Source organism: Klebsiella sp. 10 (genome assembly GCF_018223925.1).
Lineage (GTDB): Bacteria > Pseudomonadota > Gammaproteobacteria > Enterobacterales > Enterobacteriaceae > Klebsiella > Klebsiella pneumoniae.
This window is the reverse complement of record NZ_JAGRRB010000025.1, coordinates 1-26,476: the sequence shown is the minus strand read 5'-3', so window position 1 is coordinate 26,476 and position 26,476 is coordinate 1. Positions and strand designations below refer to the sequence as shown.

28 protein-coding genes and 1 pseudogene are annotated in these 26,476 nt (G+C 56.2%); 22 read left to right on the top strand and 7 right to left on the bottom strand.

What is annotated here, in order from left to right; genetic code table 11:
• Positions 1–55 precede the first annotated feature (55 nt).
• From KHQ26_RS24135 to lipA, 11 genes are all read left to right on the top strand, one after another.
• Positions 56–685, top strand: coding sequence for an adenosylcobalamin/alpha-ribazole phosphatase (locus tag KHQ26_RS24135; RefSeq protein WP_004151650.1), 630 nt, complete (start codon positions 56–58; stop codon positions 683–685).
• Positions 686–907: 222 nt separating this feature from the next.
• Positions 908–1,225 (top strand): ribosome silencing factor, encoded by a 318-nt coding sequence (gene rsfS / locus KHQ26_RS24130; protein ID WP_002894623.1) that lies wholly within the window; start codon positions 908–910, stop codon positions 1,223–1,225.
• A gap of 3 nt (positions 1,226–1,228) precedes the next feature.
• Positions 1,229–1,696 (top strand): 23S rRNA (pseudouridine(1915)-N(3))-methyltransferase RlmH, encoded by a 468-nt coding sequence (gene rlmH, locus KHQ26_RS24125; RefSeq protein WP_002894620.1) that lies wholly within the window; start codon positions 1,229–1,231, stop codon positions 1,694–1,696.
• Positions 1,697–1,723: 27 nt separating this feature from the next.
• Positions 1,724–3,625 (top strand): peptidoglycan DD-transpeptidase MrdA, encoded by a 1,902-nt coding sequence (mrdA, locus tag KHQ26_RS24120; RefSeq protein ID WP_002894617.1) that lies wholly within the window; start codon positions 1,724–1,726, stop codon positions 3,623–3,625.
• A complete protein-coding gene (gene mrdB, locus KHQ26_RS24115; protein WP_002894613.1) occupies positions 3,625–4,737 on the top strand; it encodes a peptidoglycan glycosyltransferase MrdB in 1,113 nt (370 codons plus the stop codon). Before mrdA ends, mrdB begins: the two co-directional genes overlap by 1 nt.
• A gap of 11 nt (positions 4,738–4,748) precedes the next feature.
• Entirely contained in the window at positions 4,749–5,897 is a 1,149-nt protein-coding gene (gene rlpA / locus KHQ26_RS24110; RefSeq protein ID WP_004147579.1) for an endolytic peptidoglycan transglycosylase RlpA, read from the top strand.
• 138 nt (positions 5,898–6,035) lie between these two features.
• On the top strand, positions 6,036–7,235 hold the full coding sequence (gene dacA / locus KHQ26_RS24105) for a D-alanyl-D-alanine carboxypeptidase DacA (protein WP_002894539.1): 1,200 nt from the start codon (positions 6,036–6,038) through the stop codon (positions 7,233–7,235).
• 112 nt (positions 7,236–7,347) lie between these two features.
• Entirely contained in the window at positions 7,348–7,611 is a 264-nt protein-coding gene (gene ybeD, locus KHQ26_RS24100; protein WP_002894474.1) for a DUF493 family protein YbeD, read from the top strand.
• A gap of 104 nt (positions 7,612–7,715) precedes the next feature.
• On the top strand, positions 7,716–8,360 hold the full coding sequence (gene lipB, locus KHQ26_RS24095) for a lipoyl(octanoyl) transferase LipB (RefSeq protein WP_002894472.1): 645 nt from the start codon (positions 7,716–7,718) through the stop codon (positions 8,358–8,360).
• Between the two features lie 130 nt (positions 8,361–8,490).
• The gene (locus KHQ26_RS24090; protein WP_075204420.1) at positions 8,491–9,450 is read left to right on the top strand and encodes a YbeF family transcriptional regulator; all 960 of its coding nucleotides are present in this window, start codon (positions 8,491–8,493) and stop codon (positions 9,448–9,450) included.
• A 180-nt stretch (positions 9,451–9,630) separates the two neighbouring features.
• Complete coding sequence (lipA, locus tag KHQ26_RS24085; RefSeq protein ID WP_002894467.1) at positions 9,631–10,596, top strand: lipoyl synthase; 966 nt, start codon at positions 9,631–9,633, stop codon at positions 10,594–10,596.
• Positions 10,597–10,786: 190 nt separating this feature from the next.
• Here lipA and tatE read toward each other — a convergent pair whose 3' ends face one another.
• Both tatE and KHQ26_RS24075 read right to left on the bottom strand, forming a co-directional pair.
• Positions 10,787–10,993, bottom strand: coding sequence for a twin-arginine translocase subunit TatE (gene tatE / locus KHQ26_RS24080; RefSeq protein ID WP_002894464.1), 207 nt, complete (start codon positions 10,991–10,993; stop codon positions 10,787–10,789).
• 242 nt (positions 10,994–11,235) lie between these two features.
• Positions 11,236–12,024, bottom strand: coding sequence for a deaminated glutathione amidase (locus KHQ26_RS24075; RefSeq protein WP_020803596.1), 789 nt, complete (start codon positions 12,022–12,024; stop codon positions 11,236–11,238).
• 89 nt (positions 12,025–12,113) lie between these two features.
• Between KHQ26_RS24075 and crcB the strand changes: the two genes are divergently transcribed.
• Positions 12,114–12,497 carry a fluoride efflux transporter CrcB gene (gene crcB / locus KHQ26_RS24070; RefSeq protein WP_004223642.1) on the top strand — a complete coding sequence of 128 codons (384 nt, stop codon included), beginning with the start codon at positions 12,114–12,116 and terminating at the stop codon, positions 12,495–12,497.
• Between the two features lie 67 nt (positions 12,498–12,564).
• On the opposite strand, the gene cspE is transcribed toward crcB, so the two are convergent.
• Both cspE and pagP read right to left on the bottom strand, forming a co-directional pair.
• A complete protein-coding gene (gene cspE / locus KHQ26_RS24065) occupies positions 12,565–12,774 on the bottom strand; it encodes a transcription antiterminator/RNA stability regulator CspE (RefSeq protein WP_002439184.1) in 210 nt (69 codons plus the stop codon).
• A 194-nt stretch (positions 12,775–12,968) separates the two neighbouring features.
• A complete protein-coding gene (gene pagP / locus KHQ26_RS24060; RefSeq protein ID WP_004183399.1) occupies positions 12,969–13,487 on the bottom strand; it encodes a lipid IV(A) palmitoyltransferase PagP in 519 nt (172 codons plus the stop codon).
• Positions 13,488–13,825: 338 nt separating this feature from the next.
• On the opposite strand from pagP, the gene dcuC reads away from it, so the two are divergent.
• The 4 genes from dcuC to uspG all read left to right on the top strand — a co-directional run bounded on the left by dcuC (position 13,826) and on the right by uspG (position 17,293).
• Positions 13,826–15,199: an anaerobic C4-dicarboxylate transporter DcuC gene (gene dcuC / locus KHQ26_RS24055; RefSeq protein WP_004147571.1), complete on the top strand. Its 1,374-nt coding sequence runs from the start codon at positions 13,826–13,828 to the stop codon at positions 15,197–15,199.
• Positions 15,200–15,291: 92 nt separating this feature from the next.
• Complete coding sequence (gene rna, locus KHQ26_RS24050) at positions 15,292–16,089, top strand: ribonuclease I (RefSeq protein WP_020803599.1); 798 nt, start codon at positions 15,292–15,294, stop codon at positions 16,087–16,089.
• Between the two features lie 178 nt (positions 16,090–16,267).
• The gene (gene rnk / locus KHQ26_RS24045; protein WP_002894404.1) at positions 16,268–16,678 is read left to right on the top strand and encodes a nucleoside diphosphate kinase regulator; all 411 of its coding nucleotides are present in this window, start codon (positions 16,268–16,270) and stop codon (positions 16,676–16,678) included.
• 186 nt (positions 16,679–16,864) lie between these two features.
• Positions 16,865–17,293 (top strand): universal stress protein UspG, encoded by a 429-nt coding sequence (uspG, locus tag KHQ26_RS24040; RefSeq protein WP_002894401.1) that lies wholly within the window; start codon positions 16,865–16,867, stop codon positions 17,291–17,293.
• A 76-nt stretch (positions 17,294–17,369) separates the two neighbouring features.
• On the opposite strand, the gene ahpF is transcribed toward uspG, so the two are convergent.
• Positions 17,370–18,935, bottom strand: coding sequence for an alkyl hydroperoxide reductase subunit F (gene ahpF / locus KHQ26_RS24035; RefSeq protein ID WP_004142378.1), 1,566 nt, complete (start codon positions 18,933–18,935; stop codon positions 17,370–17,372).
• Positions 18,936–19,122: 187 nt separating this feature from the next.
• Positions 19,123–19,686 carry an alkyl hydroperoxide reductase subunit C gene (gene ahpC, locus KHQ26_RS24030; protein ID WP_002894394.1) on the bottom strand — a complete coding sequence of 188 codons (564 nt, stop codon included), beginning with the start codon at positions 19,684–19,686 and terminating at the stop codon, positions 19,123–19,125.
• Between the two features lie 411 nt (positions 19,687–20,097).
• Between ahpC and dsbG the strand changes: the two genes are divergently transcribed.
• The 4 genes and pseudogenes from dsbG to KHQ26_RS24010 all read left to right on the top strand — a co-directional run bounded on the left by dsbG (position 20,098) and on the right by KHQ26_RS24010 (position 23,905).
• The gene (gene dsbG, locus KHQ26_RS24025) at positions 20,098–20,847 is read left to right on the top strand and encodes a thiol:disulfide interchange protein DsbG (protein WP_009485194.1); all 750 of its coding nucleotides are present in this window, start codon (positions 20,098–20,100) and stop codon (positions 20,845–20,847) included.
• Positions 20,848–21,027: 180 nt separating this feature from the next.
• Positions 21,028–21,960: a DNA-binding transcriptional repressor CitR gene (gene citR / locus KHQ26_RS24020; protein WP_020802197.1), complete on the top strand. Its 933-nt coding sequence runs from the start codon at positions 21,028–21,030 to the stop codon at positions 21,958–21,960.
• Between the two features lie 110 nt (positions 21,961–22,070).
• Positions 22,071–23,294, top strand: a complete 1,224-nt coding sequence (locus KHQ26_RS24015) for a phosphoadenosine phosphosulfate reductase (protein ID WP_002894369.1) — start codon at positions 22,071–22,073, stop codon at positions 23,292–23,294.
• Positions 23,279–23,905, top strand: a pseudogene (locus tag KHQ26_RS24010) (IbrB-like domain-containing protein). Before KHQ26_RS24015 ends, KHQ26_RS24010 begins: the two are co-directional and overlap by 16 nt.
• Here KHQ26_RS24010 and KHQ26_RS24005 read toward each other — a convergent pair.
• A complete protein-coding gene (locus KHQ26_RS24005; protein ID WP_020802207.1) occupies positions 23,906–25,051 on the bottom strand; it encodes a pyridoxal phosphate-dependent aminotransferase in 1,146 nt (381 codons plus the stop codon).
• Between the two features lie 141 nt (positions 25,052–25,192).
• Between KHQ26_RS24005 and mtnC the strand changes: the two genes are divergently transcribed.
• A complete protein-coding gene (gene mtnC, locus KHQ26_RS24000; protein WP_004179015.1) occupies positions 25,193–25,882 on the top strand; it encodes an acireductone synthase in 690 nt (229 codons plus the stop codon).
• Positions 25,879–26,421, top strand: coding sequence for a 1,2-dihydroxy-3-keto-5-methylthiopentene dioxygenase (locus KHQ26_RS23995; protein ID WP_002894357.1), 543 nt, complete (start codon positions 25,879–25,881; stop codon positions 26,419–26,421). The genes mtnC and KHQ26_RS23995 overlap by 4 nt, the downstream gene beginning before the upstream one ends.
• Positions 26,422–26,476: the final 55 nt, after the last annotated feature.

The following is a 26,476-nucleotide window of genomic DNA, read 5'->3' as shown; positions in this document are numbered from 1 at the left end:
CGCGAAAAAAGCGCTATCGTAACGCCATCTCTTCATCGCCTGTCAGAGCCTGTTCATGAAATTGTGGTTAGTTCGCCATGGCGAAACCGAAGCCAACGTTGCCGGATTATACAGCGGCCATGCCCCAACACCCCTGACGCCGCGCGGCGTCGCTCAGGCGCGCGCGCTCGGCGAACGGCTGCGCCTGGCGCCTTTCGATAAAGTATTCTGTAGCGAGCTGGCGCGGACCGGGACAACGGCCGATCTGCTGCTTGGCGACCGCGCTATTCCGCGTGAGCGCCATCCCGCGCTCAATGAGATGTTTTTCGGCGACTGGGAGATGCGTCATCATCGCGACCTCCAGCGAGAAGATGCGGAAAACTATGCCGCCTGGTGTGCCGACTGGCAGCATGCGGCCCCCACCAACGGCGAAAGCTTTCAGAATTTTGCCCGCCGCGTCAGCGAGTTTATCCCAACGCTGACCGACTGCCGCCATCTTGACCATCTGCTGATCGTCGGCCATCAGGGCGTCCTGAGCCTGCTGACCGCCCTGCTGTTGCAGATGCCTGCGGCGGCGATGTGGCACTTTCCCATTGCCCATGGCGCCTGGAGCCTCCTCGAAATCCGCGACGATTTCACCACCCTGCGGGTATTAAATAGCCAGGCCGTCTGGCGGCCGCAAGAAGAATTCCCGCCAGACCATTGACAGGCCAGAGCAGGCTGTTATTCTCCGCTGCCAGGCAGCATCCGCCAAAGCCGGTTTGCAGAAATTGTTTTACAAAAATGGCGATGCAATCCGCGGCGAGGGATGGGATGATAGCCCGCCACGAACGCCTGCCGACAGACATTTCACCCGACTTTTTCATCAGTTCAGGTATACTGTCAGGCTCTTTATGATTATCAATCTTCACGCACCCAGGGGGAACACTTGCAGGGTAAAGCACTCCAGGATTTTGTTATCGACAAAATTGATGACCTGAAAGGTCAGGACATCGTTGCCATTGATGTACATGGCAAATCCAGCATCACCGATTGCATGATTATCTGCACCGGCACCTCCACGCGTCATGTGATGTCTATCGCCGACCACGTGGTTCAGGAGTCCCGCGCCGCCGGCATGCTGCCGCTGGGCGTTGAAGGGGAAGCCGCCGCCGACTGGATCGTCGTCGACCTCGGCGACGTGATGGTCCACGTCATGCAGGAAGAGAGCCGTCGTCTGTACGAGCTGGAAAAACTCTGGAGTTAATGCGTGAAGTTGCAGCTGGTGGCCGTTGGCACCAAAATGCCGGACTGGGTACAGACCGGCTTTAGCGAGTATCTGCGCCGTTTTCCCAAAGATATGCCGTTCGAGCTGGTGGAGATCCCTGCCGGTAAGCGCGGTAAGAACGCTGATATCAAACGCATCCTCGAAAAAGAGGGCGAGATGATGTTAGCCGCTGCCGGTAAGAACCGCATCGTGACCCTGGATATTCCGGGTAAACCATGGGATACACCGCAGCTGGCGCGCGAACTGGAACGCTGGAAACAGGACGGGCGCGACGTCAGTTTACTGGTAGGCGGTCCGGAAGGTCTCTCTCCCGCCTGTAAAGCAGCGGCGGAACAGAGTTGGTCGCTCTCCACCCTCACCTTACCTCACCCGCTGGTGCGCGTACTGGTGGCCGAGAGTCTGTACCGGGCGTGGAGCATCACCACCAACCACCCGTACCACCGTGAGTAATGATGATCAGGGTAGACTAAGCAGCGAATGAAATTACAGAATTCTTTCCGCGACTATACGGCTGAATCCTCGCTGTTCGTGCGCCGGGCGCTGGTCGCTTTTTTGGGGATTTTGCTGCTTACCGGCGTTCTGATCGCCAACCTGTACAATGTGCAAATCGTTCGCTTCGACGACTATCAGACGCGCTCGAACGAAAACCGCATCAAGCTGGTGCCGATCCCGCCGAGCCGCGGCATTATTTACGATCGCAACGGCACCCCGCTGGCGCTTAACCGCACCATTTACCAGCTGGAGATGATGCCGGAGAAAGTCGATAACGTACAGCAGACGCTGGATGCGCTACGCGACGTCGTCGATTTAACTGACGATGACATCGCCGGTTTCAAAAAGGAGCGCGCCCGCTCCCATCGTTTTACCTCGATTCCGGTAAAGGTCAACCTCAGCGAAGTGCAGGTGGCCCGCTTTGCCGTCAACCAGTACCGCTTTCCCGGCGTGGAAGTCAAAGGCTACAAGCGTCGTTATTACCCCTATAATTCGGCGCTGACTCACGTCATTGGCTATGTCTCAAAAATTAACGATAAAGACGTCGACCGCCTGGATAAAGAGGGCAAGCTGGCCAACTACGCCTCGACGCACGACATTGGGAAGCTGGGTATAGAGCGTTATTACGAGGACGTTCTGCACGGTCAGACCGGCTACGAAGAGGTTGAAGTGAACAACCGCGGCCGCGTCATTCGTCAGCTGAAAGAGGTGCCTCCGCAGGCCGGACGCGACATCTACCTCACCCTCGACCTCAAGCTGCAGCAGTATATTGAAACGCTGCTGGCCGGCAGCCGCGCCGCCGTGGTGGTGACCGACCCGCGTACCGGCGCTATTCTGGCGCTGGTTTCAACCCCGAGCTATGACCCGAACCTGTTCGTCGACGGCATCTCCAGCAAAGATTACTCCGCGCTGCTCAACGACCCGAACACACCGCTGGTCAACCGAGCAACGCAGGGGGTCTATCCGCCGGCGTCGACGGTCAAACCGTACGTCGCCGTCTCGGCGCTGAGCGCCGGGGTGATCACCCGCAACACCAGCCTCTTCGACCCCGGCTGGTGGCAGTTGCCTGGCTCAGAGAAACGCTATCGTGACTGGAAAAAGTGGGGCCACGGCCATCTGAACGTCACCAAAGCGCTCGAGGAGTCTGCAGATACCTATTTCTACCAGGTCGCCTATGACATGGGCATCGACCGTCTCTCAGAGTGGATGAGCAAGTTTGGCTACGGCCACTACACCGGTATCGACCTCTCCGAGGAGCGCTCTGGCAACATGCCGACCCGCGAATGGAAGCTCAAGCGCTTTAAGAAACCCTGGTACCAGGGGGACACCATTCCGGTGGGCATCGGCCAGGGTTACTGGACCGCCACGCCGATCCAGATGAACAAAGCGCTGATGATCCTGATTAACGACGGCGTGGTGAAGGTGCCTCATCTGCTGCAGAGCACCGTGGAAGACGGCAAGCCCGTACCCTGGGTCCAGCCCCATGAGCCGCCGGTAGGCGATATCCATTCCGGCTATTGGGAAATCGCCAAAGACGGCATGTACGGCGTGGCCAACCGCGGCAACGGCACCGCGCACAAATACTTCGCCAGCGCGCCGTATAAAATCGCGGCCAAGTCAGGTACCGCTCAGGTGTTCGGCCTGAAGGCCAACGAAACCTATAACGCGCACCGGATCTCCGAGCGCTTGCGCGACCATAAACTGATGACGGCGTTTGCGCCTTATAACAACCCGCAGGTTGCCGTGGCGATGATTCTGGAAAACGGCGGCGCCGGCCCGGCGGTCGGTACGATTATGCGCCAGATCCTCGATCACATCATGCTGGGCGATAACAACACTACGCTGCCAAGCGAAAACCCGGCGGTAACCGCAGGGGAGGATCAATAATGACGGATAATCCGAACAAAAAATCGCTATGGGATAAAATCCATCTTGACCCCACCATGCTGCTTATCCTGCTGGCGCTGCTGACCTACAGCGCGCTGGTTATCTGGAGCGCCAGCGGTCAGGATGTCGGCATGATGGAGCGTAAAATCGGCCAGATCGCCATGGGCGTGGTGATCATGATCGTCATGGCGCAGATCCCGCCGCGGGTCTATGAAGGCTGGGCGCCCTACCTCTATATTTTCTGTATCATCCTGCTGGTAGCCGTTGACGCCTTCGGCGCCATCTCCAAAGGGGCGCAGCGCTGGCTGGATCTCGGTATTGTGCGCTTTCAGCCGTCGGAGATCGCCAAAATAGCCGTGCCGCTGATGGTGGCGCGGTTTATTAACCGCGATGTCTGTCCACCGTCGCTGAAGAACACCGGCATTGCCCTGGTGCTAATCTTCCTGCCGACGCTGCTGGTGGCGGCGCAGCCTGACCTCGGGACCTCGATCCTGATCGCCCTATCCGGGCTGTTTGTGCTGTTCCTCTCCGGCCTCAGCTGGCGCCTGATTGGTATCGCCGTGGTGCTGGTCGCCGCCTTTATTCCGATCCTGTGGTTCTTCCTGATGCACGACTATCAGCGTCAGCGCGTGATGATGCTCCTCGATCCGGAAACCGACCCGCTGGGCGCCGGCTATCACATTATTCAGTCTAAAATTGCCATTGGCTCCGGCGGTCTGCGCGGCAAAGGCTGGCTGCACGGCACCCAGTCGCAGCTGGAGTTTCTGCCGGAACGCCACACCGACTTTATCTTCGCCGTCCTCGCCGAAGAGCTGGGCCTGATTGGCGTACTGATCCTGCTAGCGCTTTATATTCTGCTGATTATGCGCGGACTGTGGATCGCCGCCCAGGCGCAAACCACCTTTGGCCGGGTCATGGCCGGTGGTTTAATGTTGATTTTATTCGTTTATGTCTTCGTAAATATTGGTATGGTGAGTGGTATTTTACCGGTGGTGGGCGTACCGTTGCCGCTGGTGAGCTACGGGGGCTCCGCCCTGATCGTACTGATGGCCGGGTTTGGTATCGTAATGTCGATCCATACCCACAGAAAAATGTTGTCGAAAAGCGTTTAAAGGGGTTAGCAATGCGTAAGCAATGGCTGGGGATCTGCATAGCAGCGGGGCTGCTGGCGGCATGTTCGAGTGATGACGTGCAACAAAAAACGGTCAGTACTCCACAGCCGGCCGTCTGTAATGGCCCGACGGTTGAGATCAGCGGCGCCGATCCGCAGTATGAAACGCCGAACGCCACGGCGAATCAGGATTATGAGCGCGACGGTAAAAGCTACAAAATCGTTCAGGATCCGGCCAACTTTACTCAGGCCGGTTTCGCGGCGATCTATGACGCAGAACCCAACAGCAACCTGACCGCCAGCGGCGAAGCCTTCGATCCGACTCAGTTGACCGCAGCGCACCCGACGCTGCCGATCCCGAGCTACGCGCGGATCACTAACCTTGCCAACGGACGGATGATCGTCGTGCGGATTAACGATCGCGGTCCCTATGGCAACGATCGGGTCATCTCGCTTTCCCGCGCATCCGCTGACCGCCTGAACACCTCCAACAACACCAAAGTGCGCATCGACCCCATCATCGTCGCGCCTGACGGTTCGCTTTCCGGCCCGGGGATGGCCTGTACCACCGTCGCCAAACAGACTTACGCCCTGCCCGCCCGTCCGAATCTGGACGGTGGGGACGCCGCTGGCATGAGCCAACCCGCACCCACTGACGTTCGCCCGATCAGCAACAGCACGCTGACGCCGGCAGACAGCGTGGGCGCGCCGGTGAACAGCGGCGGTTTCCTCGGCGCGCCGACGCCCCTGAACAACGGCGTGCTGGAGAGTAGCGAACCAGCGGCAGCCGCCGCGACGGCTCCTGCCGCCGGCGCCACGCCAACAGCGCCAGTGACCGCGCCTGGCTCCATTCAGGGTAATGTGGCGCCCGCTGCGGCCACCGCCGCAGCCGCTGGCGCCGTGGCGGCCTCGTCCTCCGCGACCTCCAGCGCCAGCGGTAATTTTGTTGTCCAGGTGGGCGCAGTAAGCGACCAGACGCGGGCGCAGCAGTATCAGCAGCGCCTGAGCCAGCAGTTTTCTGTGCCAGGCCGGGTCATGCAAAACGGCGCGGTCTGGCGTATTCAGCTGGGTCCCTTTGCTGATAAAGCACAGGCCAGCGCCGTGCAGCAGCGCCTGCAAAGCGAAGCGCAGCTGCAGTCCTTTATTACTCGCGCCAACTAAACGCCGCGGGCCGCCCGTTCACCTCGCGCATGTAAAAGTCATTAACAAACTCATGCGCAATGTCGGATGCTGGCCCGCAGAGCATTTGCTATAGTAAGGCACTTTTTTAACTCCATCACGGATGCCGTTGTTCTGACCATGAAGACCTCTTTCACCGCTCGTTTACTCATTACGGCGCTCTCCGTTGCAGCGCTCTCCTCCGCTGCCCGCGCCGATGACCTGAATATCAAAACGATGATCCCAGGCGCCCCGCAGATTGACGCCGAATCCTGGATCCTTATCGATTACAACTCTGGCAAGGTACTGGCTGAAAACAATGCCGACTCCCGCCGCGACCCGGCCAGTCTGACCAAAATGATGACCAGCTATGTTATCGGTCAGGCGATGAAAGCGGGCAAATTCAAAGAGTCCGATCTGGTCACCGTCGGCAACGATGCCTGGGCCACCGGCAACCCGGTTTTCAAAGGCTCTTCTCTGATGTTCCTCAAGCCGGGCATGCAGGTGCCGGTTTCTCAGCTGATCCGTGGTATTAACCTGCAGTCCGGTAACGATGCCTGCGTGGCGATGGCCGACTACGTCGCCGGCAGCCAGGACGCCTTCGTCAGCCTGATGAACAACTACGTCAACGCTCTGGGCCTGAAAAACACCCATTTCCAGACCGTTCACGGTCTTGATGCTGACGGACAGTACAGCTCCGCGCGCGACATGGCGCTGATTGGCCAGGCGCTGATCCGCGACGTACCGAACGAGTACTCCATCTATCGTGAGAAAGAGTTCACCTTCAACGGCATCCGCCAGCTGAACCGTAACGGCCTGCTGTGGGATAACAGCCTGAACGTCGACGGCATCAAAACCGGCCATACCGACAAAGCGGGTTACAACCTCGTCGCTTCCGCCACCGAAGGCCAGATGCGCCTGATCTCCGCGGTAATGGGCGGCCGGACGTTCAAAGGCCGTGAGTCAGAAAGCAAAAAACTGCTTACCTGGGGCTTCCGCTTCTTCGAAACCGTCAACCCGATTAAAGCTGGCAAAGAGTTTGCCTCCGAACCGGCCTGGTTCGGCGACAGCGATCGCGCTTCGCTGGGGGTGGATAAAGACGTATACCTGACCATTCCGCGCGGCCGAATGAAAGATCTGAAAGCCAGCTACGTGCTGAATAACACTGAGCTGCACGCCCCGCTGCAGAAAAACCAGGTTGTCGGCACCATTAACTTCCAGTTGGATGGTAAAACCATCGACCAGCGTCCGCTGGTGGTCCTGCAGGAAATTCCGGAAGGTAATTTCTTCGGCAAAATTATTGATTACATTAAATTAATGTTCCACCACTGGTTTGGTTAAAAATCGAACACTTGAAAGTGTGATTTCCATCCCCATATACTATTCATCCAAGTAACCTGATAACTCCCGCCCTTGGTGGGAGTTATTATTTTGTCGTAACACCGGAGCTGACATGAAAACCAAACTTAACGAACTGCTTGAATTCCCTACGCCATTTACTTACAAAGTAATGGGGCAGGCGTTGCCGGAGCTGGTTGATCAGGTGGTGGAAGTGGTACAGCGCCATGCGCCTGGTGATTACTCGCCGTCAGTAAAACCGAGCAGCAAAGGTAACTACCACTCGGTCTCCATCACCATCAACGCCACCCACATTGAACAAGTGGAAACGCTGTACGAAGAGTTAGGCAATATCGATATCGTTCGGATGGTGCTGTAACCTTTTCCCTGACCCGGCCGCCGTGCCGGGTCTTCTCAATCCCTTCTGCACGGCTGTGATATACTCCCCAACCTGAATTCTCTCTTCCCGGCGGAGATGTTGTTTTGCAGCACAATAAAATTCTTATCCGGCAGCTTGGCCTGCAACCTTACGAACCCGTCTCGCAGGCGATGCATGAATTTACCGACGCCCGTGATGAAGATACCCTCGACGAGATCTGGCTGGTGGAACATCACCCCGTATTCACCCAGGGTCAGGCCGGCAAAGCGGAACACGTGCTGGTGCCCGGCGATATTCCGGTGATCCAGAGCGATCGCGGCGGCCAGGTCACCTATCACGGTCCGGGACAGCAGGTGATGTACGTCCTGTTGGACCTCAAGCGCCGTAAGCTGGGCGTGCGGGAGCTGGTGACGCTGCTGGAGCAAACGGTCGTCAATACCCTGGCTGAATATAGTATCGAGTCGCACCCCCGCGCCGACGCTCCTGGCGTCTATGTCGGCGAACGCAAAATCTGCTCCCTGGGATTGCGGATCCGTAAAGGTTGTTCTTTCCACGGTCTGGCGCTTAATATCGCCATGGATCTCACACCGTTTCTGCGTATCAACCCCTGCGGCTATGCCGGTATGGAGATGACGCAAATGCGCCAGTGGCAGCCGGCAGCCTCCCCGGAGACGGTCGCTCCGCGGCTGGTCGCCAATCTGCTGGCGCTGCTAAATCATCCACCACACGAATATCTTCCCCGGGATTAAGCGGCAGGCCAACGTCCCGCTGTCAGCGGGGCGCTAAACGAGTAACACGTTATTTTTGCAATCAATTGTCACGCACGGCAACGCGGTGGGCCGCTATACTTGGCCTATCATTCCCAACCGGACTCATCGCGTGCCAGAGAATACGCCTCCGTCAGAATCTCCTGACAGACAGGATGAACGTTACGATCGTCAAATGTTTCGCATCCTGCGTAATATTGACCTCAATCTGTTGACGATCTTTGAAGCGGTATACGTGCATAAAGGTATCGTCAACGCCGCGAAGATACTCAATATCACACCGTCGGCGATTAGCCAGTCAATTAACAAACTGCGGGCGCTGTTCCCCGATCCGCTATTTATCCGCAAAGGACAGGGCGTCACCCCCACCGCCTATGCCACCCATCTTCATCAATACATCAGCCGCGGCATGGAAGCTTTCCTCAGCGCGCTGGATATCACCGGTAGCCCGCACCAGCAGCGGGTGATCACTATCGCCACTACGCCAGCGATGGGAGCGCTGCTGATGCCTGGCCTGGCCAGCGCGCTGAAGCCGACCTTTCCGCAGATCCTGTTGCACAATATCGCCATCGTCGACGCCGCGCGGCAGCTTGACCAGCGCCAGGTGGAGCTGCTCATTGATACCCACCTGCACAGCGGCCAGGCGATAAGCCATCATGTGCTGTATCAGGATCGGGTACAGATGTACTGCCGCGCAGGGCATCCCGCGCTGGACGGTCCGCAGGATGAAACGACCCTCGCGGAGTACGAATTTGCGCTGCTGCTGCCGGAAGGCCAGCGCTACCCCACCCTCCATCGCCGGCTACAGGAAGAGATGGGCGAGCGCCGCTGCGGCTTTAGCACCTTTAACCTGATGACCCAGGCGGCGATGATCGCCGGGAGCGATATGCTGGGTCTGACCACCGAACGCCTGTTCGCCATGGTGTCCCGTCTCTGGCCGCTGCAGACCCTGGATTTCCCTTCCCTGGGTGGAGAGCAGATTGACGTTGCGCTGCACTTTAATAAGCTGAGCGGGAAAGAGCCATTGCTGAAAGAGATCATCGAGACGGTGATCCGCTCGTTTAAGGCGTAGCGCACGGAAGGGAAAAGGATAAAACAACAACTATTTTACAATTTGCCGGGCAGGCAGGCTGCTTTCTGCCCCTTTTCAATGGTATACTGCCTGCTCTTGATTCAAAAATAGTTGATAATTGCAACATTTCATTGAATTAATTCGCTTTCCTTCGTGACTCGCAACTGGAACACGCACGCTATGAGTAAACCCATTGTGATGGAACGCGGTGTTAAGTACCGCGACGCCGATAAAATGGCCCTTATCCCGGTGAAAAACGTGGCAACTGAGCGTGAAGCTCTGCTCAGAAAACCGGAATGGATGAAAATCAAACTTCCGGCAGACTCGTCCCGTATCCAGGGAATCAAAGCAGCGATGCGTAAGAACGGCCTGCACTCTGTGTGCGAAGAGGCCTCCTGCCCGAACCTTGCAGAATGCTTCAACCACGGTACCGCGACCTTTATGATCCTCGGCGCGATCTGTACCCGCCGTTGCCCGTTCTGCGACGTCGCGCATGGACGCCCGGTCGCGCCAGATGCAAACGAGCCACAAAAGCTGGCGCAAACTATCGCCGATATGGGTCTGCGCTATGTCGTAGTCACCTCGGTAGACCGTGACGACCTGCGTGATGGCGGCGCACAGCATTTTGCCGACTGCATCAGCGCCATTCGCGAGAAAAACCCGTCGATTAAGATCGAAACGCTGGTTCCGGATTTCCGCGGCCGCATGGATCGCGCACTTGATATTCTGACGGTGACCCCGCCGGATGTCTTCAACCATAACCTCGAAAACGTGCCCCGTCTTTATCGTCAGGTACGTCCGGGCGCGGATTACAACTGGTCGCTGAAGCTGCTGGAGCGTTTTAAAGAAGCGCACCCGGAGATCCCGACGAAATCCGGCCTGATGGTAGGTCTGGGCGAAACCAACGACGAGATCATCGAAGTGATGCGCGACCTGCGTCGCCATGGCGTCACCATGCTGACGTTAGGCCAGTATCTGCAGCCGAGCCGTCACCACCTGCCGGTGCAGCGCTACGTCAGCCCGGAAGAGTTTGAAGAGATGAAAGCGGAAGCGATGGCGATGGGCTTCACCCACGCCGCCTGCGGTCCCTTCGTCCGCTCTTCCTATCATGCCGACCTGCAGGCTAAAGGGATGGAAGTTAAATAACCCACCGCTTCCGCCGCTGCGCGCCTTTTCGGCGCAGCGGCTCTCTCCGCTTCATCCGTTTCGCCTGTCCGTAACAGTTAGTTGCATCTTTTCTCCGCGGCGTCGACAAAAACGACAAAGGCCGCAACGATAAACGTCGCGGCCTCTTCGCCGTACCGCCAGCATCCCGTCAGGAGACGCAGCCGGAGAATTACTCTTTATGAGAGAGCTTCTGCGCCGGCGCTTCTTCTTCTGCGGTGGTTTTCTTCGCGCTATCGTCATCTTCGTTCATGGCTTTTTTAAAGCCCTTGATAGCCGACCCCAGGTCGCCGCCCAGCGTACGTAATTTCTTGGTACCAAACACTAAGATAATCAGTGCTGCGACTACCAGCAGTTTGGTAATACTAATCTCACCCATAGCTAACCTTCTTCTCTATACAAGCTGCGAATACGCCATCATACACTCATTTATCCGTCCTATTGTAATCCACCTGTGCGTGGGCTGCGTGTTTCGGCCCATAGCCTCCCCTCCGGGAGTGAGCGCTGAGATGTCCATCCTGACGTGCACAGCGAATTATTGGGATAAACAATACGGGTATTTGACGCGCGGACACAATAGCAATCTGTAACAAGGTGAATCAAGCCTTGTTTAAAAAAACGTCATAATAATTGCGGTGGCGCAAATCGTCGGTTCCGCAGCACTGGCAAACGCTCGCGAACGCGCGCAAGGTCATCCGCTGAGAGATCGGCAAAGATCAGCTGCGGCTCGCTCCCGGCCCCCGCCAGAGTGGTCCCCAGCGGATCGACGATGCGGCTCAGCCCGATATTGCGCGTTCCGCATTCGCCTGCCGCCACGATATAGCAGGTAGTATCGAGAGCGCGTGCCGCCAGCAGCGTCGCCCAGTGATACTCTTTCTGCGGCCCTTTCACCCATGCAGCGGGCAGCACCAGCAGCTGTGCCCCATTCAGGGCCAACGAAAGCGCCAGTTCCGGAAAGCGAAGATCGTAGCAGGTCATCAGGCCAACGCGTAATCCCGCCACCTCAATCACCGGCGGGATCTGCTGACCGGGATCCACCCGCCGGGACTCCTGCATCGCGAAGGCGTCATATAGATGAAGTTTGTGATAATGGGCGATCACTGCGCCTTCCCGCAATACCACCAAGGTGTTGGTCGCTCTCCCCTCCCCTGACGGCACATGGAGCGTCAGGACCGTGGTCAGGCTGTTACGCCTGCTCTCGGCCAACAGCGGCTGCAAAAATGCGCCATCCAGCGGCTGGGCCGATTTAACTGACAGATCCGGGTCGTTGTCATCCCGCGCCAGCAACGCCTCCGGCAGCACCAGCAGCGCCGCCCCTTCTCGCTCCGCCTGCTGCATCATCGCCACACAGGTTTGCGCATTCGTCCGCCATACTGGCGTGACGGCAAATTGTCCTGCCGCTACCCGCATGTTCTTCTCCCGTCAGGTTATGGATAGCCAATCGCGCCCGATGCGCGCTACACTTGACACTCTCTTACATCAAATAGCAGGAAACGACCGTGTTTCAACTTCTTTGCGCCGTTTTTATTGGCGGCGGCACCGGCAGCGTATTGCGCTGGTGGCTCGGCATGAAGCTCAATCCTGTGCATCATGCTATCCCGATTGGGACTCTAACGGCCAACCTGTTAGGCGCCTTTGTGATTGGCGCCGGGCTGGCGTGGTTTAATCGTCTGACCGGTATTGACCCGATGTGGAAACTGCTGATTACCACCGGTTTCTGCGGCGGCCTGACCACGTTCTCCACCTTTTCTGCGGAAGTGGTGTTTCTCCTGCAGCAGGGCCGGGTAAGCTGGGCGCTGCTCAACGTCGCGGTGAATTTGCTGGGTTCGTTTGCGATGACGGCGCTCGCCTTCTGGCTTTTCTCGCAGGCGGCCAGCCGCTAAAAGCGAAGGAGACAGGCAAAAAAAAACCCGCTTATTAGCGGGTTTTTATATTCTACTGACGCGTTGCTTACAGAGCGATGACGTTTGCAGCAGAAGGGCCTTTGGCACCGTTAGTGATTTCGAACTCTACGCGCTGACCTTCAGCCAGAGTTTTGAAACCGTTGGACTGGATTGCAGAGAAGTGTACGAATACATCTTTGCTGCCATCTTCCGGAGTAATGAAACCGAATCCTTTGGACTCATTAAACCACTTAACGTTACCTTTAATCTTAGACATCAAAATTACCTTTATATGAAAAATCGACACTAATGCTGTGTCGGGTATCAGTACACCAATTGTGGTACCTTTTGTCCAGTGCAACTTTGCTAAAAAGTGATAAAAGTCGCTATCTTTTTTAGTGGGTAACGCTTTAGTCCTTGTTTTTGCACAAGACCTTCCGCTTATCTCATTTATTGCTAAGATTTAGCGAATTAAAACTGGAAGCGCGCCCAGGCGAAGTAAACGTTACCGTTATTGTAGGTGCCGGGAATATAGGTCATCTGGAAAGTTGCCGGACCGTAACCTATTGACGCCAATGGCAAGATCACCGGAATCGGGATGTAGTTCCAGTTATCGCGCGCCGTGACGCCGAGGGTATAGCCAAGGCCGAGGTGGAAATTCTGGTCCGTCAGCGGGCGCCAGGTTTTCTCCCACCCGTAGCCGCCGATGGGCTCCCACTTATTAAAAGAGTCTTTAAACGCCATCAGGTACAGGCCATGCCAGTTCCCTTTCTCATCCCAGCGCGAGACGCCGAAACCTGCCCCCCACGGACGTTCGTTATACTTATCGGTTTTTTCCTTGTCATAGGCAAAGCGCGCATGCCAGGTGATGGCTGGAACGTACAAATCATAGTGCTCCGGCTCATTCCAGGTCTGCGCTACGTTATTACTTAAGGTATGGTAACCTTCGCTAAGGGTCGATGAAAACGACGCGCTGGCGTTTCCGGACACCAATAACCATCCTAAAAAACCAAGAGAAAACAATGAAAAACGACGTAACATCAACACTTTTCTATTACCACTTTGATTTAAAAGCCACCTAAAATAGCAAAGATAATCTCAATACAGGTTGAACGAAATAAGGCAAACTCCTGATTTTCGCCCGCTGTCCATCAGAACGGCTTAACTATCCATCTGGTGATTATATCCAGGCGTGACGGGGGACGTGTAGTTCTTATCGCTTTATTGATTTGCATCAGCGAGTTTTGTCCGTTTTTTCGGCACATTCGCACATTAAAATTTGGTGTGGTGCTTTTTATCTACATATTCTTTGGGTTTAGGGGTAATAAATGCTGACGTTTATTGAGATCCTGATAGGGATTGTGGTCATTGTGGGCGTAGCCCGCTATATCATTAAAGGCTTCTCGGCCACCGGGGTGCTGTTCGTCGGAGGCTTAATCTTACTGATCGTCAGCGCCCTGCTGGGACATAAAGTGTTACCGGGTAATACCGCGAGCACCGGCTATTCCGCTACCGATATTATTGAATACATTAAGATTCTACTCATGAGCCGCGGCGGCGATCTGGGCATGATGATCATGATGCTGTGCGGCTTCGCCACCTATATGACCCATATTGGCGCCAATGATATGGTGGTCAAATTAGCGTCGAAGCCGTTGCGCTATATTAATTCGCCCTATCTGCTGATGATTGCCGCCTATTTTGTCGCCTGCCTGATGTCGCTGGCCGTCTCCTCCGCGACCGGCCTTGGCGTACTGCTGATGGCGACGCTGTTCCCGGTAATGGTGAATGTCGGTATCAGCCGCGGGGCCGCCGCCGCCATCTGCGCCTCACCGGCGGCGATTATCCTCTCGCCAACCTCGGGTGACGTCGTCCTGGCGGCCAAAGCCGCTGAAATGCCGCTGATCGACTTTGCTTTTAAAACCACGCTGCCGATCTCCATCGCGGCCATTATCTGCATGGCGATCGCCCACTTTTTCTGGCAGCGCTATCTGGATAAAAAAGAGCACATTTCTCACGAGATGCTCGATGTCAACGACATCACCACCACCGCCCCGGCGCTGTATGCCATTCTGCCGTTTACCCCGATCATCGGCGTGCTGATCTTTGACGGTAAATGGGGGCCGGAGCTGCACATTATCACCATCCTCGTTGGCTGCATGCTGCTGGCGGCGATCCTCGAGTTCCTGCGCGGTTTCAACACCAAAAACGTCTTTAGCGGGCTGGAAGTCGCCTACCGTGGAATGGCCGACGCCTTCGCCGGCGTAGTGATGCTGTTGGTTGCCGCCGGCGTCTTTGCCCAGGGGTTAAGCACTATCGGCTTTATCAACGGTCTGATCTCAATCGCTACCTCCTTCGGCTCGGCCAGCATTATTCTGATGCTGGTGCTGGTGATCCTGACCATGCTGGCGGCGATGACCACCGGTTCCGGTAATGCCCCGTTCTACGCCTTCGTTGAGATGATCCCCAAGCTGGCGCACTCCTCCGGCATCAATCCGGCCTACCTGTCGATTCCGATGCTGCAGGCTTCTAACCTCGGCCGCACGATATCGCCCGTCTCCGGGGTGGTGGTCGCCGTTGCCGGGATGGCGAAGATTTCCCCATTCGAAGTGGTCAAGCGCACCTCAGTGCCGGTGCTCGTTGGCCTGCTGGTGGTGATCGTTGCTACTGAAATCCTGGTGCCCGGCAGCGCGCTCCACTAATGGTCTAACCACGCGAAAAGGCGCCAGCGGGCGCCTTTTTTATGCTTTAATAACTCCCCGTTATCTTTTGCCATCCATAATCAGGAATAAAAATGTTCAGGAAGGATTTCGCCGCGATTGCCCTTGTGCTTACCGCCACTCAGGCCGGTGCTGAACCGCTCACCGCGATGCGATACGCTGATTTTGACCGCTACGTCCTTGCCCTCTCCTGGCAAACCGGATTCTGTCAGAGCATGTATGACCGCAATCGCAACGAACCGGAAGAGTGTCGCCTGCAGCAGGACACCGCGAATAAAGCCGACTTTCTGACCGTGCATGGCCTGTGGCCCGGGCTGCCAAAGTCCATTGCCGCGCGCGGAGTGGATGAACGTCGCTGGATGCGCTACGGCTGCGCCACGCGTCCGGTGCCCAACATGCCGGAGGTAAAAGCGAACCGCAAATGCCAGGCGGCGGAGACCGGACTGTCGCTGGAGATGGCCAATAAACTTAATAATGTGATGCCGGGATCGGGCGGCACCTCCTGCCTGGAACGCTACGAATATGCCAAACATGGCGTCTGCTTCGGCTTCGATCCCGACAGCTACTTTGGCGCCATGGTGCGACTAAACGGTGAAATTAAGCGCAGCCCGGTGGGGGATTTTCTCGCGAAGCACTATGGCCAAACGGTCAGCCGCGCCGACTTCGACGCCGCCGTGGCCCGCGCCTGGGGTCCGCAGAGCGTAAAGGCGTTTAAGCTAACCTGCAACGGTAGTCCGGCCTATCTGACGGAGATGCAAATCTCGCTCAACGCCGCGACCATCAACGCCCCGCTGGCCACTTCCGCTTTTCTGCCCCAGCCTCACCCGGGTAACTGCGGCGCACAGTTTATCCTCGATAAGGTTGGCCACTAGCGCAAAGCGGGATGCTGATTGGAAAACACCGTCTGCCGGATGGTGTTGCACGCTGAATGTGCGTTTCATCACTTCAAACTGCCGGCAACTCTCAGTATGATGGTAGGACCTTAACCCTTGCCCCTTTCGGCGAGGGTTTTCTTTTACGGACAGGTTCCTGGATAACATGGAGTATGCAATGACCAGACCCGCAATCATCATTAATGAACTGGATGCCGAACGTATCGACAGGCTGCTGGAGCAGCCGGCTTTCGCCAACTCACCGGTTGCCGATGCCCTGAATGAGGAACTCGACCGCGCGCAAATGCTGGCCCCGGAAGCGATGCCGCATGATGTCGTCACCATGAATAGCAGGGTAAAATTCCGCGATTTAACCAGCGGCGAAGAGCGCGTGCGGACGCTGGTGTTTCCGTCACAGGTGACCGACAGCGCCAGCCAGCTCTCCGTCCTCGCGCCGGTGGGCGCCGCGCTGCTGGGCCTGAAAGTCGGCAGCACCATTCACTGGGAGCTGCCGGGCGGCGCATCGACGCACCTGGAAGTGCTGGAGCTATTGTACCAGCCGGAAGCCGCTGGCGAATTCCACCGCTAATCCCGCTGCCTGAGGCGTTTCGCGCTTTATTCAGAGGATGTCCGCACATCCTCTTTCTGCTGTTTTCCCGCCGCTTACCCTTTTTTACGCTTTGCGCCTGCCTGGCTGACAGTTTTGCGACCTGAATGACACAATATCCGCATATAATATGTTGATATAGACGCAAACGAACAAGGAGGATTGCATATGTATAAGACTATCATTATGCCGGTTGATGTCTTTGAGATGGCGCTGAGCGATAAAGCCGTCCGGCACGCGGAGTTTCTGGCCCAGCAGGACGGGGTGATCCATCTGCTCCACGTCTTACCGGGTTCCGCGAGCTTTACCATGAGCCGTTTTACCGCCGACCTGCGGCGGTTTGAGGAACATCTGCAGCATGAGGCGGAGACTCGCCTGCAGACGATGGTCAGCCACTTCAGCATTGACCCGTCTCGTATCAAGCTACATGTCCGTTTTGGCAGCGTGCGCGATATGGTCAACGAGCTGGCCAGCGAAATTAACGCCGACGTGGTAGTTATTGGCTCACGCAATCCCTCCATCAGTACCCACCTGCTCGGCTCCAATGCCTCAAGCGTGATCCGCCATGCCCATATCCCGGTAATGGTCGTCAGGTAAGAATGACGAAAAGAGTATAAAAAAAGAGGCTACCCCTGGGTAGCCTCTTTGTTATGCAGGTCTATTGTCTGACTTGTTATGCGGTTTTCGTGCGGATCAGGTAGTCGAAAGCGCTCAGCGACGCTTTTGCCCCTTCCCCTGCCGCGATAATAATCTGTTTGTACGGCACGGTGGTGCAATCGCCCGCGGCGAACACGCCTTTGACGTTGGTTTCGCACTTCGCATCGATGATGATCTCACCCATGCGGTTGCGCTCAACGGCGCCTTCCAGCCAGGTGGTGTTAGGCAGCAGGCCAATCTGGACGAAGATCCCCGCCAGCGCGACATGATGCTCATCGCCGCTCACCCGGTCACGATACTGCAGACCGGTGACTTTGCTGCCATCGCCTTTCACTTCCGTGGTCTGCGCATTAAGAATGATGTCGACATTCTTCAGGCTGCGGACTTTATCCTGCAACACCTGGTCGGCTTTCATCTCTGGGGCAAACTCCAGCAGGGTTACGTGCTCTACGACGCCCGCCAGGTCAATGGCGGCTTCCACGCCGGAGTTCCCGCCGCCGATTACCGCTACGCGTTTGCCCTTAAACAGCGGACCATCGCAGTGAGGGCAGTAGGTCACGCCCTTGGTGCGATACTGTTCTTCGCCCGGCACGTTCATATTGCGCCATTTCGCCCCGGTGGCGATGATGACGCTACGCGCCTTGAGCACCGCGCCGGAGGCGGTTTCGATCTGATGCAGGCCGCCCTCTGTCGCCGCCGGCGTCAGTTTGGTCGCACTCTGGGAGTCGATCACGTCGACGTTATAGTCATTGACGTGCGCTTTCAGCGCGCCTGCCAGCTTCTGGCCTTCAGTTTTCGGCACCGAAATATAGTTTTCGATATCCACGGTATCCAGCACCTGACCGCCGAAGCGTTCGCCCATCAGGCCGGTACGAATCCCTTTACGTGCAGAGTAGACCGCCGCCGCCGCGCCGGACGGGCCGGAGCCAACGATCAGTACATCGTAAGCGTCACGCTGATTCAGCTCTTCCGCTGCGCGTTTTTCCGCACCAGTATCCACTTTGGCGACGATTTCTGTCAGCGTCATCCGTCCCTGACCAAACTCCTGACCGTTCATGAACACCGCTGGCACGCCCATGACGTTACGCTCGGTGATCTCATTCTGGAAGGTCCCGCCGTCAATCGCCGTGTGTTTGATGCGCGGGTTGAGCACCGCCATCAGGTTCAGGGCCTGGACCACGTCCGGGCAGTTATGACAGGAGAGCGAATAGTAGGTTTCGAATTCGAAATCGCCATCAATATCGCGGATCTGCTCCAGCAGCGACTGGGCCTCTTTCGACGGATGACCGCCGGTCCACAGCAGCGCCAGCACCAGCGAGGTAAACTCGTGGCCCAGCGGCGAGCCCGCAAAACGCGGCCCCTGGTCGGAACCTGGGTTAGTAATCAGGAACGAGGGCTTACGTACCGCGAGCGTGTTGTCTTCTTTAAAGGTGACTTTGTCTGACAGTTCAGCGATTTCAGCCAACAGTTCCTTGATTTCTGCCGATTTAGCGCTGTCATCCAGCGTGGCAATCAGCTCAACAGGCTTGGTCAGCTTCTCAAGGTAGGCCTTGAGCTGGGTTTTCATGTTGGTGTCGAGCATTGTTATCTCCTGGGCTTAAAACATCATCATGCAAGCGGCCTCGTCAGGCTGCCTGAATGCGCTTGCATCATGGTGTTGGAATAAAATGGGCGCGAAAGCGCCCATTGATTGCCGGGTGGCACGCCGTTTACCCGACCTACGATCTTGTAGGCCCGTGCAAGCGTAGCGCCGCCGGGCACAAACAGACTTAGATCTTACCAACCAGATCTAAAGAAGGAGCCAGCGTCGCTTCGCCTTCTTTCCATTTCGCCGGGCAGACTTCGCCTGGGTGAGAAGCAACGTACTGCGCCGCTTTGATTTTACGCAGCAGGTCAGACGCATCACGGCCGATACCTTCAGCGGTAACTTCGATCGCCTGGATGATACCCTGCGGGTCAACGACGAAGGTAGCGCGGTCAGCCAGACCTTCATCTTCACGCATGTTGTCGAAGTTACGGGTCAGGGCGCCAGTCGGGTCGCCGATCATCGCATATTTGATTTTGGCGATGGTTTCAGAGCTGCTGTGCCACGCTTTGTGGGTGAAGTGGGTATCGGTAGACACAGAGTAAACGTCTACGCCCAGCTTCTGCAGTTCTTCGTAATGGTCAGCCACGTCGCCCAGTTCGGTCGGGCAGACGAAGGTGAAGTCAGCCGGATAGAAGAAGAAGACGCTCCAGCGGCCTTCGGTGTCTTTCTCGGTGACTTCGATGAATTCACCATTTTTGAATGCCTGGTTTTTGAACGGTTTGATTTTGGTGTTAATTAAGGACATCTATACTTCCTCCGTGTTTTCGTTGAGGTCTAAGTTAACGAATTTTTCCTGACCCGACCAATGCGTTTACATTATCGAATCAATAAGCGTTATCTAACAACCGGAACAAGACAACTCTGTGAACCTGTCGACGCGTTCAGCGCTAATCGCTGTTTTTCGCATCATTTGCCGCGACAAAAGTAAAAAGGCCACCTTTTCAGGCGGCCCCGTTACCTGAAATACCCGAGGGTAGGTTCAGCGCCAGTCAGACTGGCTATGTGTTGCGCTCTACATTACCTTAATGTAACAGCATCCAAGATTACATCACCCACGCCAGCAAAGGGCAATCCGTCATTCTGCTGATCTTGCCTATGACTGTGATAGGTTCGACAATCGTTTTGCCCTTTCCTGCTGATTTTACAAGGAATACTTATGTTAAAGCGTCTGCTGTTACTCAGCCTTTTGCCGTTATGCAGCCATGCGGAGGAACTCCCCGCTCCGGTAAAAGCGATTGAAAAACAGGGCATTACCATTATAAAACCCTTTGAGGCGCCGGGGGGAATGAAAGGCTGGCTGGGCAAATACCAGGACATGGGGGTCGCCATCTACCTAACGCCGGATGGTAAACACGCGATCTCCGGCTATATGTATGATGAGAACGGCAGCAACCTCAGCGAGCAGCTGTTTCAGAAAGAACTCTATACCCCGGCGGGACAAGAGATGTGGAAGAAGATGGCCAGCGCCCACTGGCTGCAGGATGGTCGCAAGGACGCCCCTATCGTGCTGTATGTCTTTGCCGATCCCTTCTGTCCCTACTGCAAACAGTTCTGGCAGCAATCCCGCCCCTGGGTAGAGGCCGGTAAAGTGCAGATCCGCACTCTGCTGGTGGGGGTGATCAAGCCGGAGAGCCCGGCCACCGCCGCGGCGATTCTCGCCAGCAACGATCCGGCGAAAACCTGGCATGATTACGAGCAATCGAATGGGAAAATGGCTCTGACGATCCCGAAAGTTATTCCGCCGGAGAAAATGAAAATGCTCAACGTCAACCAGCAGCTGATGGACGATCTGGGAGCCAACGTGACGCCGGCGATTTATTATATGAATAAAGATAATATGCTGCAGCAGGTGGTCGGCCTACCGGATAAAGAGAAACTGCATATTATGATGGGTGAAAAAGAGTAATTCCATCCCGCAATGGCGCCTGGCGGAAGCGACCGCTGGCGCCACTGTCGACGATAAGATATATTAAGCAGAACTTAACTGTATTTGCCAATAGTTAAATTCACACCGCAAATATTAAGCCACAAAACATTATCATTAAGAATATTATAATCCGCACCGGTAATAAACAGGACTGCATTAATGGCAAATCTTTACGATCTGAAAAAGTTCGATTTGAATTTATTGGTTATTTTCGAATGTATCTATCAACATTTGAGCATCAGCAAAGCGGCGGCGATGTTATTTATCACCCCCTCAGCGGTGAGTCAGTCGTTGCAGCGTCTGCGCCAGCAGTTAAACGATCCGCTATTTGTTCGTGTTGGCAAAGGAATGACGCCCACCACCGCCTGCGTCAATCTTCATTATCATCTACAGCAAAATCTGGAGCAGCTGGAAAAAACCATCAATCTTAATAATCGCTCAGAACTGCGTAAACGTATTGTGATATATGGCCCCCCGCTGTTCTGTTCAGTCAATAGCCACGTTATGATTAACCAGCTCTGTCATCAGGCGAACTTGCAAATTGAGCACCATAACCTGACCACCACCGAATCGGCTGAGGAGCTGCTGGCGTATCGCCAGGCGGACCTGGTGTTCACCCGCATGCCCATTACCAACCGCACCACGATCTGTCAGCCCTATCAGACGGTGCAGACGCTGGCGGTTTGCCGGGCGGGCCATCCGCGACGCGAAACGCTTACCTCGGTAGAGTCACTGGCGCAGGAGTTTTTCACTCACTATATTACCAACGATCCCGTTATTCAGCGCGTGCAGCAAAGCAGCATCGCCTGGCTGAATCCGCGCAATATTGCCTTTCGCAGCGACTCTTTTATGACCATTCTTAACATGATTAATAAAACCGACTTAATTGGCTTTTTGCCTTCCTATTTATATGACTTTATCTCACCCACTATGCAGCTTCACGCCATCAACATAGATAATCTTTTTCCGGATATCACGATCTACATTAATTACCACCATGCATCTTCGCAAAATCATTTTTTAACTGAATTAATCACCATATTAATGAATGATCGAGAGGCATCACGGCCCAAATTTAATCACAGCGAATAACGCCCTTCTGTTCCCCCGCTGCCAGAAACAATAATCGATCATTAATTTCCTACCCCTCATCGTTTATACTGAGCTAACGGGAATTTTCTACTATTAAAGGATTAATGGTCATGTCGTTTATTAAATATCCCTTACCGGAATCGGTGCTGCAGGCAACTGAGCAGCGGATCCAGTGGGTCATGGATAATTTTTCGCGCATCTGTGTCTCTTTTTCCGGGGGAAAAGACTCCACCGTTATGCTGCATTTAACCGCCCAGGCGGCGCGGTTACAGGGGAAAAAAATCTGCGTGTTGTTTATTGACTGGGAAGCGCAGTTCTCCTGCACCATCGCCCACTGTGAAAAACTGCGTGCGCTGTATGCGGATGTTATCGAAACCTTTTACTGGGTCGCCCTGCCGCTCACCACCCAAAATGCCCTGACGCAGTATAAGCCGCAATGGCAATGCTGGGAGCCCGGAACCGAGTGGGTACGCCAGCCGCCGCCCTGGGCCATTACCCACCCGGGCTATTTTTCATTTTATCAACCCGGAATGAGCTTTGAAGCCTTCGTCAGCCACTTCGCCGAGTGGTTTTCGCAGCGTCGTCCCGCCGCCGTGCTGGTGGGCATTCGCGCCGACGAATCGCTAAATCGCTTTATGACGATTTCTTCACAGCGTAAACAGCGCTTCGCCGACGATAAACCATGGACCACTTCAGCGCCGGGCGGCCATGCCTGGTACATCTACCCGCTCTATGACTGGAAAACCGCCGATATCTGGACCTGGTTTGCCAAAAGCGGCGAGCCCTATAACCCGTTGTACGATCTGATGTATCAGGCCGGGGTGCCGCTGCGCTATATGCGCATTTGCGAACCGTTTGGTCCCGAGCAGCGCCAGGGGCTGTGGCTGTATCACGTGCTGGAACCTGAGCGCTGGGCCGCGATGTGCCAGCGAGTGAGCGGCGCGCACAGCGGCGGGGTCTATGCCGGGCATGATAATCAGTTCTACGGTCATCGGAAAATCGACAAGCCCGACCACCTGACGTGGAAAAGCTACGCCCTGTTCCTGCTCGACAGCATGCCGGAAACCACCGCCGAGCACTACCGCAATAAAATCGCCGTCTACCTGCGCTGGTACCAGAAAAAAGGTATGGAGGATATTCCGGATACCCAACCTGCGGACATTGGCACCAAAGATATCCCATCCTGGCGGCGAGTCTGCAAAGTACTGCTCAATAACGATTACTGGTGCCGTCAGCTTTCGTTTAGCCCAACCAAAAGCAGCCACTATCAGCGCTACCGTAAACGCATGGAAAAACATCGCCAACAATGGGGGATATTATGCAACAACAACTGACGCAGGCGCTGGAAGCTTACCTGCAAAAGCTGGATGACGAGGCGCGCATTGAGGCTATCAACGCGTTTCGCCAGGTGCTCCACCACTACAGCCCCTTCCGCTCGCAGCCCGTCGACTGCGTGCTGTGGGTCAAACAGGAGCTGGTCGCCCCCAACGATTACAACCCGAATAACGTGGCGCCGCCGGAGAAGCGTCTGCTGCAAACGTCGCTGGAGGCCGACGGCTTTACCCAGCCGGTCGTCGTCATCCAGCAACGCCCACAGGCGTATACGATTGTCGATGGTTTTCACCGCCATGAGCTGGCCTGCAGCAAAGCCGCGCTGAAAAAAACGCTAAAAGGCTATTTGCCGGTGACCTGCCTGACGAGTGAAGCTGCCTCGCGTGACGGGCTGATGGCAGCGACCATACGCCATAACCGGGCGCGCGGTCGCCACTAAATCCACGCCATGTCAGAGATCGTCCGCGAGCTGACCCAGCTCGGCTGGACGCCGCAGAAAATCGGCAAAGAGCTGGGGATGGATGCCGATGAAGTGCTGCGTCTGAAGCAAATTAGCGGCCTGACAGAAATGTTCGCCGGCCGCCAGTTCTCCCAGGCGTGGACGATTAAGTAACTACAGCTGGCACAAACGCGCCGCCGCAGCCAGCAGAGTCGCCGGCTGTTTGGCGAAGCACAAGCGGATCAGCTTGTGCGGGAACGGATCGGCGCAGAAGACGGAGAGCGGGATCGCCGCCACGCCGATCTCAGTGGTCAACCAGCGGCAGAAGCTGACATCGTCAAGATCGGAGATGGCGCTGTAGTCCGCCAGCAGGAAATAGGTCCCTTCACAGGGCAGGATTTCCAGCCGGCTTGGGCGCAGCGCTTCAATAAACAGATCGCGACGTTCCCGATAAAACGCCGGCAGCTCACGATAATGCTCCGGCGCTTCGCGCAGCATGTCGGCGATCGCCAGCTGCGCCGGGGTATTCACCGAGAAGGTCAGATACTGGTGCACCTTGCGCAGTTCGGCGCTGATGGCCGCCGGGGCCACGCAGTAGCCGACCTTCCAGCCGGTCATATGAAAGGTTTTGCCAAACGAAGAGACCGCCACCGCCCGCTCGCGCAGCTGTGGATGCGCCAGTACGCTGGCGTGGCCGCCCTCAGCAAAGCAGATATGCTCATAGACTTCATCGCTCAGGACATAGATCTCGCGTTCGGCGATCGCCTGCCACAGGGCGGCAAAATCCTCGCGCTGCCAGACGGTGGCCGAAGGGTTGTGCGGGGTGTTGAGGATCACCAGCCGGGTTTTCTCGCTCAGGGCGGCGGCAAATTGCCGCCAGTCGACGCGAAAATGCGGCGGCTGCAGCGCAATACGACGTAACTCGCCGCCGGCCAGCGCCACCGCGGGGGCGTAGCTGTCATAGCTGGGATCGAAACAGATCACCTCGTCGCCGCGGCGCACCAGGGCGGTGATCGCCGCATACAGGGCCTCCGTCGCGCCGGCGGTGACCGTGATCTCGCTGTTAACGTCGGGCTGGTAACCATACAGCTCCGCCGTCTTCCCGGCGATCGCCTCGCGCAGCGCCGGCACGCCGGTCATCGGGGCGTACTGATTCGCCCCCTGCGCCACGTGGTACGCCAGACGCTCCTGAAGATAGCGCGGGCCGTCAAAATCGGGAAAGCCCTGGGACAGGTTTATGGCCTGATGCTGCTGGGCCAGGGCGCTCATCTGGGTAAAAATCGTGGTGCCGAGCGCAGGAAGTTTACTCTCTGGAATCAAGGGGTTATTGTTCATTCTTTTTATACCGATTGTAATGCTGTTGTTGAAGCCACTATAACACGATGTTAATATTTGGCAATCAAGACGCTTAGACGTCTAAATGCTAATGTTATTCCACGCTACGCCCACTCTGGAGAAACCATGATCCGCGCCATCGTGACCGACATAGAAGGCACCACCAGCGATATCCGCTTCGTGCATAACGTGCTGTTCCCCTACGCCCGCGAACGACTGGCCGGCTTTGTGACCGCTCAGCAGCACGCTGAACCGGTTAAAACCATTCTCGACAACCTGCGCCGCGAAACAGACGCCCCCGCCGCCAGCACCGCCGACCTTATCACTACCCTCTTCGCCTTTATGGATGAAGACCGTAAATCCACGGCGCTGAAGGCGCTGCAGGGGATCATCTGGCGCGACGGCTATCTCAACGGCGACTTTACCGGCCATCTCTACCCGGACGTACTGCCGGCGCTGGAGCAATGGAAAGCGCAGGGTATTGATCTGTATGTATATTCCTCAGGCTCGGTGGCTGCGCAGAAATTGTTATTTGGCTACAGCGATGAAGGTGATATTACTCATCTGTTCACGGGCTATTTCGATACCCTGGTAGGCGCCAAACGTGAGGTGCAGTCCTACCGTAACATTGCTGAACACCTGGGCCATGCCCCTGGCACCATCCTGTTTCTGTCGGATATCCATCAGGAACTTGATGCCGCCGAGGCCGCGGGTTTGCGCACTGTGCAGCTGGTTCGCGGCGACCGCGACCCGGCGAGCCATCACCCTCAGGTTCAGCGTTTTGACGACATTCATCCGGAGCAGATCCCAGCATGAGCGCATTAACTCTTTTTTCCGTGACCGATCCGCAAACGCCGGTCTGGCACAGCACCGACGCCAAAGCGATTCAGGATCAACTTAACGCCAAAGGCGTCCGTTTCGAGCGCTGGCAGGCCGACCGCGACCTCGGCGCAAATCCCAGCCCGGAAACGGTGATTGCCGCCTATCAGCATGCGATTGATAAACTGGTCGCCGAAAAGGGCTACCAGAGCTGGGACGTCATCAGCCTGCGCGCCGATAACCCGCAAAAAGAGGCGCTGCGGGAAAAGTTCCTGAACGAGCACACCCATGGCGAAGACGAGGTGCGGTTTTTTGTCGAGGGCGCTGGCCTGTTTTGCCTGCACATTGGCGACGAGGTGTTCCAGGTGCTGTGCGAAAAGAACGATCTGATTTCGGTTCCCGCCCACACTCCGCACTGGTTTGATATGGGTTCAGAACCGAACTTCACCGCCATCCGCATTTTTGATAACCCGGAAGGCTGGATCGCTCAGTTTACCGGCGACGATATCGCCAGCGCCTACCCGCGGCTGGCGTAACGTCAAACTGTCGTCAGTCTAAAACCGCCAGGCGCGGGTAGGCGCTGGCGATATC

What these genes read in the sequence shown, in the direction of transcription:
- KHQ26_RS24135 (WP_004151650.1), top strand. Translation starts at nt 56, where the DNA reads ATGAAATTGTGGTTAGTTCGCCATGGCGAAACCGAAGCCAACGTTGCC.
- mrdA (WP_002894617.1), top strand. Translation starts at nt 1,724, where the DNA reads ATGAAATTACAGAATTCTTTCCGCGACTATACGGCTGAATCCTCGCTG.
- mrdB (WP_002894613.1), top strand. Translation starts at nt 3,625, where the DNA reads ATGACGGATAATCCGAACAAAAAATCGCTATGGGATAAAATCCATCTT.
- rlpA (WP_004147579.1), top strand. Translation starts at nt 4,749, where the DNA reads ATGCGTAAGCAATGGCTGGGGATCTGCATAGCAGCGGGGCTGCTGGCG.
- dacA (WP_002894539.1), top strand. Translation starts at nt 6,036, where the DNA reads ATGAAGACCTCTTTCACCGCTCGTTTACTCATTACGGCGCTCTCCGTT.
- ybeD (WP_002894474.1), top strand. Translation starts at nt 7,348, where the DNA reads ATGAAAACCAAACTTAACGAACTGCTTGAATTCCCTACGCCATTTACT.
- lipA (WP_002894467.1), top strand. Translation starts at nt 9,631, where the DNA reads ATGAGTAAACCCATTGTGATGGAACGCGGTGTTAAGTACCGCGACGCC.
- tatE (WP_002894464.1), bottom strand. Translation starts at nt 10,993, where the DNA reads ATGGGTGAGATTAGTATTACCAAACTGCTGGTAGTCGCAGCACTGATT.
- KHQ26_RS24075 (WP_020803596.1), bottom strand. Translation starts at nt 12,024, where the DNA reads ATGCGGGTAGCGGCAGGACAATTTGCCGTCACGCCAGTATGGCGGACG.
- cspE (WP_002439184.1), bottom strand. Translation starts at nt 12,774, where the DNA reads ATGTCTAAGATTAAAGGTAACGTTAAGTGGTTTAATGAGTCCAAAGGA.
- dcuC (WP_004147571.1), top strand. Translation starts at nt 13,826, where the DNA reads ATGCTGACGTTTATTGAGATCCTGATAGGGATTGTGGTCATTGTGGGC.
- rna (WP_020803599.1), top strand. Translation starts at nt 15,292, where the DNA reads ATGTTCAGGAAGGATTTCGCCGCGATTGCCCTTGTGCTTACCGCCACT.
- rnk (WP_002894404.1), top strand. Translation starts at nt 16,268, where the DNA reads ATGACCAGACCCGCAATCATCATTAATGAACTGGATGCCGAACGTATC.
- uspG (WP_002894401.1), top strand. Translation starts at nt 16,865, where the DNA reads ATGTATAAGACTATCATTATGCCGGTTGATGTCTTTGAGATGGCGCTG.
- ahpF (WP_004142378.1), bottom strand. Translation starts at nt 18,935, where the DNA reads ATGCTCGACACCAACATGAAAACCCAGCTCAAGGCCTACCTTGAGAAG.
- ahpC (WP_002894394.1), bottom strand. Translation starts at nt 19,686, where the DNA reads ATGTCCTTAATTAACACCAAAATCAAACCGTTCAAAAACCAGGCATTC.
- dsbG (WP_009485194.1), top strand. Translation starts at nt 20,098, where the DNA reads ATGTTAAAGCGTCTGCTGTTACTCAGCCTTTTGCCGTTATGCAGCCAT.
- citR (WP_020802197.1), top strand. Translation starts at nt 21,028, where the DNA reads ATGGCAAATCTTTACGATCTGAAAAAGTTCGATTTGAATTTATTGGTT.
- KHQ26_RS24015 (WP_002894369.1), top strand. Translation starts at nt 22,071, where the DNA reads ATGTCGTTTATTAAATATCCCTTACCGGAATCGGTGCTGCAGGCAACT.
- mtnC (WP_004179015.1), top strand. Translation starts at nt 25,193, where the DNA reads ATGATCCGCGCCATCGTGACCGACATAGAAGGCACCACCAGCGATATC.
- KHQ26_RS23995 (WP_002894357.1), top strand. Translation starts at nt 25,879, where the DNA reads ATGAGCGCATTAACTCTTTTTTCCGTGACCGATCCGCAAACGCCGGTC.